This is a genomic window from Microbacterium sp. Beta (assembly GCF_005502545.1).
GTDB lineage: Bacteria > Actinomycetota > Actinomycetes > Actinomycetales > Microbacteriaceae > Microbacterium > Microbacterium oxydans.
Genome location: NZ_SCOG01000004.1, coordinates 105,122 through 117,769, shown reverse-complemented (window position 1 = coordinate 117,769; position 12,648 = coordinate 105,122). Strand labels below are relative to the sequence as shown.

11 protein-coding genes are annotated in these 12,648 nt (G+C 69.7%); 3 read left to right on the top strand and 8 right to left on the bottom strand.

Features of this window, described 5'->3' with window-relative positions:
* Window positions 1–47: 47 nt before the first annotated feature.
* From FFS56_RS06130 to FFS56_RS06095, 8 genes are all read right to left on the bottom strand, one after another.
* The gene (locus tag FFS56_RS06130) at window positions 48–2,930 is read right to left on the bottom strand and encodes an AAA family ATPase (protein WP_046746878.1); all 2,883 of its coding nucleotides are present in this window, start codon (window positions 2,928–2,930) and stop codon (window positions 48–50) included.
* Between the two features lie 68 nt (window positions 2,931–2,998).
* Window positions 2,999–3,247, bottom strand: coding sequence for a hypothetical protein (locus FFS56_RS06125; protein WP_127011657.1), 249 nt, complete (start codon window positions 3,245–3,247; stop codon window positions 2,999–3,001).
* A gap of 73 nt (window positions 3,248–3,320) precedes the next feature.
* Window positions 3,321–4,388, bottom strand: coding sequence for a DUF998 domain-containing protein (locus tag FFS56_RS06120; RefSeq protein WP_082108552.1), 1,068 nt, complete (start codon window positions 4,386–4,388; stop codon window positions 3,321–3,323).
* Between the two features lie 66 nt (window positions 4,389–4,454).
* Entirely contained in the window at window positions 4,455–6,005 is a 1,551-nt protein-coding gene (locus FFS56_RS06115) for a hydantoinase/oxoprolinase family protein (RefSeq protein ID WP_058632022.1), read from the bottom strand.
* The gene (locus FFS56_RS06110) at window positions 6,005–7,153 is read right to left on the bottom strand and encodes a DUF917 domain-containing protein (RefSeq protein WP_127011656.1); all 1,149 of its coding nucleotides are present in this window, start codon (window positions 7,151–7,153) and stop codon (window positions 6,005–6,007) included. The genes FFS56_RS06115 and FFS56_RS06110 overlap by 1 nt, the downstream gene beginning before the upstream one ends.
* Window positions 7,150–8,466, bottom strand: a complete 1,317-nt coding sequence (locus tag FFS56_RS06105; RefSeq protein ID WP_231589645.1) for a cytosine permease — start codon at window positions 8,464–8,466, stop codon at window positions 7,150–7,152. The genes FFS56_RS06110 and FFS56_RS06105 overlap by 4 nt, the downstream gene beginning before the upstream one ends.
* A gap of 183 nt (window positions 8,467–8,649) precedes the next feature.
* Entirely contained in the window at window positions 8,650–9,228 is a 579-nt protein-coding gene (locus FFS56_RS20470) for a TetR/AcrR family transcriptional regulator (RefSeq protein ID WP_052748621.1), read from the bottom strand.
* Between the two features lie 136 nt (window positions 9,229–9,364).
* Entirely contained in the window at window positions 9,365–9,820 is a 456-nt protein-coding gene (locus FFS56_RS06095) for an SRPBCC family protein (protein WP_046746883.1), read from the bottom strand.
* Window positions 9,821–10,003: 183 nt separating this feature from the next.
* On the opposite strand from FFS56_RS06095, the gene FFS56_RS06090 reads away from it, so the two are divergent.
* The 3 genes from FFS56_RS06090 (at window position 10,004) to deoD (ending at window position 12,596) form a co-directional block, all read left to right on the top strand.
* Window positions 10,004–11,041, top strand: coding sequence for an FUSC family protein (locus FFS56_RS06090; RefSeq protein ID WP_127011655.1), 1,038 nt, complete (start codon window positions 10,004–10,006; stop codon window positions 11,039–11,041).
* A gap of 84 nt (window positions 11,042–11,125) precedes the next feature.
* Window positions 11,126–11,785 carry a DNA alkylation repair protein gene (locus tag FFS56_RS06085; protein WP_046746885.1) on the top strand — a complete coding sequence of 220 codons (660 nt, stop codon included), beginning with the start codon at window positions 11,126–11,128 and terminating at the stop codon, window positions 11,783–11,785.
* A 100-nt stretch (window positions 11,786–11,885) separates the two neighbouring features.
* Window positions 11,886–12,596 (top strand): purine-nucleoside phosphorylase, encoded by a 711-nt coding sequence (deoD, locus tag FFS56_RS06080; RefSeq protein ID WP_127011654.1) that lies wholly within the window; start codon window positions 11,886–11,888, stop codon window positions 12,594–12,596.
* Window positions 12,597–12,648: the final 52 nt, after the last annotated feature.

Sequence of the window (12,648 nt, the reverse complement as noted above, 5' to 3'; positions counted from 1 at the left end):
GTTTTCACGGCCTACGCCGAACCGGAACATCCGAGACGCGCGCACTGTCACGCTACCACGGCAGGCTCCGCCGCAGTGCGGGGCTGGTCATTCTTCTTCAGGAGAGCTGCTTCGGTGCGTGTGCTCACGCCGAGCTTGCGCAGCACGGCGGACACATGCACGCTCACGGTCTTCACGCTGATGAACAGGCGCTCACCGATCTGGCGGTTGCTCAGGCCTTCGGCGATGAGCTCGAGCACCTGCCGCTCCCTCACGGTGAGCGGGTCGGTGCTCGACGCTGACACCGCGTCTCCCCTCAACCCCGCGTCTGTGGCGAACCGGGAGACGGCGGACTGGAGCTGAGCGTTGCCGAGAGACTCCGCGAGGGCTTCAGCCTCGGCGAGCACAGCGCCCGCAGCGACCCGGTCTCCATCGCGAACCAGCACGCGCGCCTGCTCCAGACGGAGGACGGCGCGGAAGATCACCGGCACGTCCTCCCCCTCCGCGCACCGCAGCGCCTCGGCGAGAGCGTCAGGGTGCGGGTCGAGGAGGGCGTCGAGGATCGTCTCCCATGCGTCGTGCTGCAGCTGCGCCGGTTGGCTGGACCACGCGGCACGGATCGCGGTGGACGCCCCCGAGACGTCGACTCCTGCCGCCCGCAGCTCGGCGATGATCGCGCCTCCCTCCAGCAGCAGACGACGCTGGTGCAGCAGCGCCGGCTCATCGTTCTCCAGCATCTCGAGGATGGTGTCGAGCGCCCCGCGAAGGTCTCCTCGACTCTCGGCGACGGCGACGATCATCATCACGCGGTCGTACCAGATCTGCCTTTCGGAGACGCCCGTCTCCTCGAACGCGGGAAGCCAGGCCTGCAGGAGCTCTGCGGCCTCCGCCGACCGCCCGCGCCACGCCAGCACCCGCACGCGCGTCATGCTCATGTACATGCGGAACACGCGCAGAGTCCCCTGCACGAAGTCCCGCGACAGCATCTCCTCGACCCGGTCGATCTCGCCGAGCTCGAGCAGGGGGACGACCATGTTCTGCGCCATGATCGACCCCGAGGTGCGTTCGACCCTGAGTTCGCGAGCGCGCCGCAGCCCCTCCTCTGCGACCTCGACGGCCTCTCGGTAGCGCCCCAACAGCGTGAGCAGGTCGGAGTAGTTCACCCGATAGCGCATCTCGGCGTTGGAACCCGTCGCGAGCTCACGCGCACGCTCGTACTCGCGCACGCCTTCGTCGATGCGGCCCAGGTGCGCCAGCGAACCTCCGCGCACGTTCGCGGCGATCGACAGCTGATCCGTGGATTCGGCTCCGGCCGCCCCGCGCTCGGCTTCGTCAGCGAGCCGGATCGCCTCCTCACGATCGCCCGCGATCATCCGGCGGCTCGCCAGCTGGTTGAGCAGCTCCGCCCGGAACACCTCATCGCCGATCCGCTCGTCGGCGATCGCGAGAGCCTGCTGCAGCAGCGGGATGGCTCCGAGGCGCCCGAGGTTGACGAGATACAGCGCCTTGTTGCGGAGGAGGCGAGCGTGCAGCCGCGGATCGACCGTCTCCGGGTCGACTTCGGCGAGCGCGACGTTGGCCACGGCGAGCGCCCGTTCACCATCACCCGCATTGCGCAGGATGGAGCCGAGCACCAGCAGCAGGTCGAGACGCTCGATGCGGGCCGCGTCTGCGGCGTCGGGCACGAGCGGCCAGAGCTCCAGGGCCAGCTCGCCGAAACGGGCGGCACTCGCGAACGCGTACTGTCCCTTCGCGTGACGCATCGCGTCGGCGGCGGCGACCAGGGCCTTCCGATCGTCCTGCGCCAGCTGCCAGTGGTACGCGAGCGCGGCGGCATCGCTGGAATCGGACCCGGCGCACTGCGCTTCGAGCGCCTCGGCGTATGCGCGGTGCAGTCGCGCCCGCTCGCCGGGGAGCAGGTCGTCGTGCACGGCTTCGCGCAGCAGAGCGTGCCGGAAACGGTAGTCGTCGTCGCCGACAACGAGGATGCCGCTGCGGGTCGCCTCGCGGATCGCTTCGTCGAGCCGCTGCTCCGGCAGTTCGACCAGGCTCGTGATGAGCGGATGCGAGAGCGGGCGTTCCGCACCGGAGACGACCTGCACGACGTGGCGCGCGTCGTCGCCGAGGCGATCGAAACGAGCCAGCAGCAGATCACGAAGGCCATCGGGGAGCGGGCCGTTCGAACATCCGGCGATCTCCTCGATGAAGAAGGGCACTCCCTCGGCCCGCTCCTGCATGCGGTCGAGCGCACTCGCGGTGAGCGCACGGCCGGTGATCTGCTCGGCCAGCTCCCGCACGGCGGTCTCGTCGAGGCGGCCCAGAGTGAGGCGCTCGAGCAGCCGGGCTCTGGTGGCCTCGCCGATGAAGCGGCTCACGGCATCGCCACGACGCACGTCGTCGGTGCGGCAGGTGAGAAGCAGCAGGATGCGGCCGCGGCTGAGGGCCCGCAGCAGGAAGGAGAGGATGGCGAGAGTGGACTCGTCCGCCCAGTGCAGGTCTTCGACCACGAGCACCTGAGGGGCACGTTCGGCAGCCGCCTCGATGAGTGAGGCGATGGCGTCGCGCAGACGCTCGGGGCTGGTGCGATCGCGGTCGGTCGGGGAATCGACGAGCTCGGGGAGCAGCATGCCGAGAGCCTCGACACCCACACCCACCGACTCTCGCACCCGGTCGACACCCATGCGCAGCACGATCGAGCGGAGGATTCCGGTGAGGGGGCCGTACGGCGTGCGCGAAGCGCCGAGGTCGAGGCACCACCCCACGTGCACGTCGGCGGTCGGTGCGATCTCGGTGGCGAACTCCCGCAGCAGCCGTGACTTGCCGATACCCGCCTCGCCCTCGACGAGCAAGGCTGCGGGGATGCCGTCGCGCACCCCCGCGAACGATCGACGCACCTCTGCCAGCTCGGCCTCACGGCCGACCATCGCAGCGCTCGACGCGAAAGGGGGCATGGACTCATCGTCCCACCCCCGACCGACATTCGGGTCCGTCGGATGTGCGCTGTGCGCGATGGTTCTGCTCACTGCGCGTGCGCCGCCGCTGCCGTGTCGCACGCGGCCGTGACCCGCGCCTTCCCCGGCGCCGTCGCTGCCGAGTCGCCCGCCGAGCGACCGAACGCGTGGCGGAGCATCCGCCGGATCGCTCCTTCCGGCCGCGGCACGATCTGGTCGGCGTGCTCGATCAGGGAGAGGCGCCTCGCAGCGGCGCGCTCCATCTGCTCCTGGTCATGCCTGGTGAGCTGCTGGTGGAGATAGGGGTGCTCGAACATGGGGTTCTCCTCGACGGTTCGCTGTATCCCTACACTCCGCTCTGAGGTACCCCCGGTACATCGGACAGATGCCCTATCTTTCGCCCGGCCCCGCGCCGGCCCGCATCAGCCGCAGACGCCCGGATGGTCGAGACCCGGCCGGCACCAGGATCGCGAGCACACGCACGAGTGTCGCCATCCACAGCAACCCGAGTCCGACGACGATCGCCTCGACCGCAGTGGTGGAGTACACGCCGAAGGGCACCCACAGGACCAGCGCGATCACGACCAGCAGACCCACACCGATCGAGGTGATCGACAGCGCTCGAGGATGTCCAGGGACCCTCGCGACCGTGGTGGCGGCCGCCGCGGCGAACAGCACGAGCGCGCCGAGAGCCGCGATGTCGTGCGGAACCGGCACGCGGTGCAGCGGCAGCAGCCCTACGGCGGCGAGCGCGATCCCGGACGCCGCCCACAGCGCCACGACGAGGGCGATGCGGGAGAGCACGGCGTCGCCGAGCATCCGGTGCAGGTCGCGGCCGATGTACGAGCCGACGGTCGCGACGAGCAGACCGGCGACCACGAGGGTGCCGTTGAACGCCCATCCGACGCCGAGCTGGGAGAAGTTCTGCTCCCACCAACGCGGATCGGCGGCGGTGACCATCGCGAAAAGCGTGCCGATCACGAGGAAGCCGAACAGGAGCGCAGCGAGGTCGGACGTGCGCAGGTCGATGCCGGCCCCGAACGCGAAGCGCCCGCCGACCGCCGCGGCCACGCCGGTCAGGACCCCGCCACCGACCGCCGCGAGCTGCAAGCCCTGGAGGCCGGCCGCCAGCACCTCTGCGGCGAGCAGCACCCCCATCACGGTGACGGCCCCGAACGCGATGGTCAGGGCTCCGGTCGAGACATCGGACACCACCGCCTGCCACCGCGGCATCGAGGCGGTCTCGCCGCGGCGGTGCACCAGGGTGCTCGTGAGGAACGCCCCCGCCGCGATGACCCCGGCGACCACCGCCGCCGGCATCGCGAGCGCACCTTCCCCCGTGAGCGGGCGCGCGTCACCGCCCAGCACGAGCATGCCCGCGACGGCACCGACCACGAAGCAGAGCGCGGTCGCCCAGATCGCCCTCGTCTCGCCGCGCAGCTTCGCGTCGTGCTCCATGCGCCCATGCAAGCACGCGCCTCGGACGGGCGGAACCCCACCCGTCCGAGGCGTGCGGCGGGGACGTCAGGCGGCCAGGCGCCCCACCGCTCGAGCGCGGATCAGCACGGCCGTACCGTCGGAGTACGCGACGGGCAGCTCCTCCACCGCGACGACCTCGATCGTCGCCGGGTCGGCACCGGCGAGTCGGGCACGCTCTGTCGCCTCCGCCGCAGCATCCGCCCGAGAGGCGCGCTGGTCGGCGGAGTCCACGCGGTAGATCTTCTCGATCTGTCCGGCGACCTCGCCGAGGGCGGCGCCGACCGCGTTGGCAGCCCCGAAGTGGTCGGGACGGATCAGCTCGGCGACGCCATCGAGCACGGTCGGGGCGATGATTCCCCCACCGCCGACCAGGATCACCGGGACGGGGGCGGCATTCGGCTTCATCCGGTCGATCGAGTCCTCCAGGATCGCCCGCATCGCGCTCCAGGCCGCCGCTCCTACCGTTGCGGGGACGACGGGCGCGTCGATGCCGTCGATCGCAGCCCCGCCGACCGCCAGGGCGACGTCAGTCGCCGTGAGCGTGGAGCCACCGAAGGCGAGTCCCTCCTGCGGGAGCCGATAGCCGACGCTGTCCGGACCGACCGTGGCACCCGCCGGGGTCTCACGGATGATCGTGCCGCCGCCGAGGCCGACCGAGAGCACATCCGGCATGCGGAAGTTCGTGCGGATGCCGCCGATCTCGACCGCGTGCGCCGACTGGCGGGGGAACCCGTCGACGAGAACGCCGATGTCGGTCGTCGTACCGCCGATGTCCACCACGAGGGCGTCGGTGGCGCCCGAGAGGTGCGCGGCTCCGCGGATGGAGTTCGTGGGCCCGCAGCCGATGGTGAGCACGGGGAACTCGAGCGCGTACTCGAGCTGCATGAGAGTGCCGTCGTTCTGGCCGAAGTACGGCGTGGCAGGGATGCCCCGGTCCCGCAGAGCCGCGACGAAGCCCGCGGCCATCTGCCGGAGCGTCTGCATCAGCGCGGCATTCAGCACGGTCGCGTTCTCGCGCTCGAGCAACCCGAGCGAGCCGATCCGTGCCGACCGCGAGACCGGGACGCCGAGCTCCTCGACCACGACCGTGGCGACGCGTTCCTCTTGGCTCTCATCGATGGGGGAGAACACGCCGACGACGGCGACCGCGTCGACCTCGCCGCGCATCTTCCGACAGGCTGCGCGCACCGCCTCCTCGTCGACAGGGGAGAGCACGCGGCCGTCGACCTCGAATCCGCCGGCCAGCAGGTGGACGTGCTCGCCGATCGCCGCCCGCAGATCGTCCGGCCACCCCTCCAGGGGAGGGACAGCCGTGGTGGCCGGTGCCCCGAGGCGGAGGATGCCGACGCGGCCGAGACCGCGCCGTTCGACGATCGCGTTGGTGCAGTGCGTCGTCCCGAGCATCGCATGGCCGATGAGCGCGGCGTCGACACCCGAGGCCGCCAGCACGGCGTCGATCGCAGCAGCCACGCCATCGCCCGTATCGGCCGTGGTCGGACGCTTGACCGAGGCCACCACCTCTAGACGCTCGTCGAGGATCACGGCGTCGGTGTTCGTGCCACCGACGTCGATGCCGATGCGATACCTGCCGGCCATCACGCGACCTCCCCGTCCGTCGTGCGCGCAGCGGACCGCTGTGCGATGTCCTCCACCGGAATCCACTGCACGTCGTAGCCGAAGTGAGCGGGTCCCGCTGTCTCCAGACCGATCGGCGTGCGCCACTTCTCGTGGCTGGGGATCGCGATGACCGCGACCCGAGCGCCGTAGCGCAGGGACTCGGTCGTGATCGGCATGCCCGTGGCCAGGTCGAGCACCGCGATCAGGTCGGGAGTGACGGCAGCCAGCACACCGTCCCTCCGTCCGAGCAGCATCTCGTTCTGGAAGTCGAGCCGGAACGCGCTCCCCCGGTCGTCGCCGACACCGACGAGCTCAGCCGCACCGCGGGTGAAGCCGCCGTCGACGGCGCGCTGCAGGTCGGCGACCTTCCCGTCGAACAGCCGCACGGCGTCGAGGTCGGCACACAGGGCGTCGATGCGCTCGTCGTCGCGCAGCTCCCTGCCGGCCGCATCCCGTCCGCGCAGGATACGACCGATGCGCTGGGCCAGCCCGAGCGTGCCAGGGATCGCGCACTCGCGCACCACGTCGCCGCCGTACGCGTAGTCGATCATGGTCGCCCCTCCGCCCATCTCGACGGTGACGGACCGCGCGATGCGCTCCGACCATGCACCGTCGACAGGACGGCTGACCACTTCGTTGCCGTGATGGTCGACGAGCACTGTCGTTCCTGGTCCATAGCCGGCCAGGTGGAAGGTGACCATCTGCGCCTCGGGGAAGGCACGACCCATGGCGTCGCCGTCAACCACCGGCAGCCCGGCGAGGGCGGCCGCGGCGATCGGGATCATCGAGTTGCCTCCGCCGACCTCGATGGGCATCACGGCCGTGGGCGTGCGACCGACCGCGCGTTCGATGGCGTCCAGCGCCGCCCTGAGCTCGGACTCGGCCTGGATGCGCTCCACGCTCACCGATGGCGCGCCGATGCCTCCGATCGGGATGACGAAGTCGTCGTCGGTCAGCTCATCGAGCGCGAGCAGTCGTACGGATCCGTGCAGGCGGATCAACCGCTTGGCCATGAGCGATCCCACGTGCGGGTCTCCTCCACCACCGGTGCCGAGCACGGCGGCACCGAGCGCGATCTCGTCGATGTCGGCCTCGGTGATCATGGGCGTCGTGACGACAGCGCTCATGCGATCACCTCGTCCGTGGCCGGAGCCGGCGCATCGGGAGCGACGCGGCGGCGAAGCGGAAGCAGCACGAGGTACGCGACGAAGCCGACGAGCAGTCCGTCGAGGGCCGAGATCGACGTGAGGGTGAACCATCCGAAGCCGGGTCCGTCCGCCGGGTTCGTGGTCGCGACCGCCACGAAGATGCCGACCACCCAGGCGGCGATCGACCAGCCGTCGACCATCGGAACGGTGGCGCCATGGGCCCAGCGCACCGTCTTGCGACCAGTGAAGAACGATGCCAGGTACACGCCGCCGTAGGGGGCGATGATGGTGCCGATGACGAGGATGAACTGCACGAAGTAGTCGGCGGCCCCGATCACACCGACGACGATGCCGATCACGCCGAGCACGACGGTCACGGTGCGTCGGCTCAGCCGCTCGCTGATCGACGCGAACGAGAGACCCGCCGAGTAGAGGTTGGTCGTGTTCGTGGTCCACTGCGCCAGGATCAGCACGATCACCGCGACGCCACCGAGGCCGAGCGCGAAGAAGATCGCCATCAGCTCGGTGCCGTCCATGATGCGAGCGAGCAGGATCGCGACGACCAGGATGATCGAGTTGCCGAAGAAGAAGCCGACGAAGCCGGCGATCATGGCCTGTCTCGGGGTCTTGGCCCAGCGCGCCATGTCGGGGGCGAGCACGACGCCCAGGATGAAGATGCCCATGACGAGCGAGACCGCACCGCCGAACGTGAACGTCGCCTCGACCGGAGCATCGAGCCCCGCCGCACCGTTCACGGTGAATGCGACGATGACGCCGACGATGAGGAGCAGGAGCAGCAGCGGCACGGCGAGGGTGCTGAGGCGGTTGATCGAGCGGTAGCCCCAGAACGCGGTGATGGCCATCAGCACGCCGCCGATCGCCGTGAACACCTGCACCGGCACATCGATGCCGGTGAACTCGGCGAAGGCGATCTGCGCGTTGGCACCGAAGAAGCCCGCCTGCACGGCGTACCAGCCGACGAGGCTGACGGCGATCGCCAGGGCGAGGATCGCTCCGCCCACCCGGCCGAACACGGCGCGCGAGATCATCGCGGTGGAGAGTCCTGTGGCTGCGCCGACGTACGCGCATGCCATCGCGAGCAGTCCGAGCAGGAGCGAACCGAGCATCGTCGCGCCGATCGCCGGCCAGAAGGCCATTCCGGATGCGAGCGAGACGCCGAGGAACGCCCCGGAGAGGTCGATGCCGATCGCGATCCACACGGTGGCGATCGACAGCCAGCTCTTGCGCTGGTCCTGAGGCACGACGCCGTGCTCGTAGTCGGTGGTGGTCATCATCATTCCTTGGGATGTGGCCCTGCGAGCGCGTCGGCGGGGATTCGGGTTCCCGGAGTGCGGACGCCTCGCAGGGCGGGTCGGGGGGTCGGCTCGCGGTGCGGCCGGGTGACGCGGTGCCGGAGGGAGCTCGTGGCTCCCTGCCGGCGATCGTCGAGGGTCACCGCATCTGTGCGGCAGGGTTCATCGGGAGAGGATCGTGGAAAGGTGTCGCCAGGCCTGGTCGAAGCGCTCGCGGTAGATCTCCGGCGTGTAATGGGTGAGTTGCAGGAACAGGCCGTCCATGACGACGAACACCAGCGCGGTGAAGCCGTCGGCATCGCCGGGGACGAAGGCCCCAGCCGAGACGCCGTCGTCGTAGGTCTCGCGCACGGCTGCAGCCAGGGTCGACTCCGAGTCGAGGAAGATCTGACGCAGCTGCTCGCCACCGGGCCCGTACTCGGAGACCGCGGCCCTGAGGCTGAACTCCGCGAGGTCGGGACGGTCGCGGTAGTACGCCTCGATCCCGCCCAGCAGGTGCTGCAGACGAGCGAGCGGCTCGAGGGTGCTGCTGCTGCGCACCAGCTCGTCGAAGAAGGCGGTGTGCTCGACCGAGACCGCGGCGTACACCTCCGCGTACAGCGCCTCCTTGCTCGGGAAGTGCGCGTAGAGCGACGGGGTCTTGATCCCGACGGCCTCGGCGATCTCGCGCAGGCTCGTCTCCGCGTAGCCCTGGCGCGCGAAGATCGTGCGTGCTTCCGCGAGGATCGTTGCTCTGGTCATGTGAGTGCCTAACGACTATTAGTTAGGCAGAGCGTAACCCCGCACCTCCTGGTTCGCAAGACCGAGCCCGACATCCTCCGACATGGAGAAGGCCCGACGGCTGAGCCGTCGGGCCTTCTCTGCATCTGATCTCCGGTCAGGCTTCCACGTCGCCGCGCCATGAGCCGGTCTCGACTCCGCGGCCCTCGATGAACTCCTTGAAGTTCTCGAGGTCCTTCTTCACGGCGTGTCCCCCCACGCCGACCAGCGAGCCCAGCTTCTCGAGCAGTCCCTCAGGTTCCCAGTCGAGCTGCACCGTGACCCGCGTCGAGGTGTCGGTGAGCGTGTGGAACGTCACCACGCCCGCGTGCTCGGTCTCGCCTCCCGTGCTCTTCCACGCGACACGCTCGTCCGGGTGCTGTTCGGTGATCTCGGCGTCGAACTCGCGAGTCGCGCCACCGACCTTCACCTTCCAGTGGGTGTGCGTGTCGTCGATCTGGGTGATCGATTCGACCTCGTCGAGGAACTTCGGGAAGCTCTCGAACTGCGTCCACTGGTTGTAGGCCGTGCGGACGGGAACGTCGACGTCGATGGTCTCGATGATCTGCACCATGGGATGCTCCTCACTGTTCGTCGTTCGTGTGATCCCATTCAGTCGCAGATCGCGGGGATCGGCGACGGGGTTGACATCCGCCGCCGGTTCCCCGACATTCCGGTCGACGCGCGATGGGCGACCCTCAGCCGACCCGTAGTGGCACTCCCCGACGCACCGACCGGCACGACTAGCGTTGAGGTCATGCGCATCCCCGCCGCGATCCGTGCCTCACAGCGCTCTCCGCTGCTGCAGGTCGTGAAGTCGGCAGCCGCGACCATCGCCGCCTGGCTCATCGCCGGATGGGTGTTCCCGGCGCAACTGCCCGTCTTCGCCGCGATCGCCGCCCTCCTGGTCGTGCAGCCCAGCGTGAACCAGTCGCTGTCGAAGGCGCTCGAGCGCAGCATCGGGGTGATCGCGGGTGTCGTGATCGCCGTGGCGCTGGGTCTGCTGCTGGGGTCGCCGAGCTGGATCGTGCTGCTCGCGATCGTCGTCGCCATGCTGGTGGCCTGGATCTTCCGCGCGTCTCCAGGCACAGGGAACCAGGTCGCGATCTCCGCGATGCTGGTGCTGGCTCTGGGGTCCTCCAGCCCGGAGTACGCATTCGCCCGCATCGTGGAGACGCTGATCGGCGTGGTGATCGGCATCGTCGTGAACGCGCTCATCGTGCCGCCGGTGCTGGTCGCACCCGCCCGCCGGGATGTGGGCCTGCTGGGCCGCGAGCTCGCCGCGAGCCTCGACCGCCTGGCCGACGCGATGCCCGAACCGCAGACGCCCGCGAGACTGCAGGAGCTGATGCTGGAGGTGCGACTGCTGCGTCCGATGAAGGAGGCGGCGGAAGCCGCGATCGCCGCGGGAGAGGAGTCGCTCACCCTGAACCCGCGGCGCTCGACCCACCGCGCCGACCTGCGCGAGCTGCGGGCGCTGCTCGACCGGCTCTCCCCCATCGTCACGCAGACCATCGGCATGACCCGCGCGTACTTCGACCACTACGACGACACGATCGGCGAGGAGCCGGCGGTCACGGCGATCGCCGAGCAGCTGCGGCGAGCCGGCCACGACGTGCGTCTCGCCGTGCAGATCGCGGAGGCGCTTCCGGAGCCGGACGACATGACGTCGGCGATCCCCGCCCTCACCGCTCCCCTGGTGATCCGTCCGCCGTCATCACAGCACTGGATCCTGATCGGGTCGCTCATGGAAGACCTCCGTCGCATCCGCGGCGAGCTGGTCGACGAGGACTGAGCGGTCTTCGAATCACGCAACGGGGTGGTATCCGGCGCCGGAATCGAACCATTCGCGTGATTCGAACCGGCCTACGCTGGGAAGATGAACACCGTCGAAGCGCTCGGGGAACTGGCCGCGCTGGATGACCCGAAGGTGCGCGCAGCCAACGAGAAGCGCGGGGACGACCACGGCATCAACCTCAGCCGACTGCGCGCCCTGGCGAAGCGCATCAAGACGGATCAGCACCTCGCCGAAGATCTGTGGGCCACGGGCGAGACGCCTGCGCGGCTGCTCGCCCTCCTGATCTGTCGCCCCAGGGATTTCGGCGCCGACCAGCTCGACGCCATGCTGCGCGAGACCCGCGCCCCCAAGGTCAACGACTGGTTCGTCAACTACGTCGCCAAGAAGACTCCACTCGCCGAGGAGCTGCGAGTGCGCTGGTTCGACGACCCCGACCCGACAGTGGCCGCCGCCGCGTGGTCGCTCACGACCGTGCGCGTGACGAAGGACGCGGAGGGGTTGGACCTTTCACAGCTGCTCGATCTGATCGAGCGGGATCTGGCGACGGCGCCGTCACGCCTGCAATGGGCCATGAACGAGACCCTCGCCAACATCGGGATCTTCCACCCCGAGCATCGCGCCAGAGCGCGGGAGATCGGCGAGCGCCTGCAGGTGCTCGCCGACTACCCGACCGCGCCCGGCTGCACCTCACCGTTCGCCCCGCTCTGGATCGATGAGATCGTGCGCCGCCGCGAGGGCTGAGCGGGCACCGTGATCGTGCAGGCCCGCTCGGCCGCATACGAGCTCATCACCGCACTGGGGCTCGCGGGCGCTCCCGGATGAGGCTGACTACGCTGAGGCCATGAGCACGCACATCGCCGCAGAGCCCGGTCAGATCGCCCCCATCGTCTTGTTCCCCGGCGACCCGCTGCGGGCGAAGTGGATCGCCGAGACGTTCCTCGACGATGCAGCGCTGTACTCCGAAACGCGCGGCATGCTCGGTTTCACCGGCACCTGGGAGGGGCACCGCGTCTCGGTGCAGGGCTCGGGCATGGGCCAGCCGTCGATGGCGATCTATGCGAACGAGCTGTTCGACTCCTACGACGTGCAGACGATCGTGCGAGTCGGTTCGTGCGGCGCCCTGACCGAGCGGGTGAAGATCCGCGACATCATCATCGCGAACGGCGCCAGCACCGACTCCGGCATCAACCGCGTGCGCTTCCACGGACTCGACTACGCACCCGTGGCCGACTTCTCGCTGCTGCGTGCCGCTGTCGAGGCGAGTGAGGCCGAACCGCTCGAGTCGACGGTGCACGTGGGGCAGCTGTTCTCCAGCGACCAGTTCTACAGCACGCGCCCCGAACTCACGGAGCCCTTCGTGCAGCACGGCATCCTCGGCGTCGAGATGGAGGCCGCCGGGCTCTACACGCTCGCGGCGTACCACGGTCGGCGCGCCCTCGCCATCTGCACGGTCAGCGACCACATCATCACGGGCGAGGAGACCACCGCGCAGGAGCGCGAGCAGACCTTCGGCGACATGATCCGCATCGCGCTGCGCGCCGCGACCGCGTAGCGCAGCATCCGCCTGCCTGCGAGATCGGGCGGATGCGCCGACGCGCGCGGTC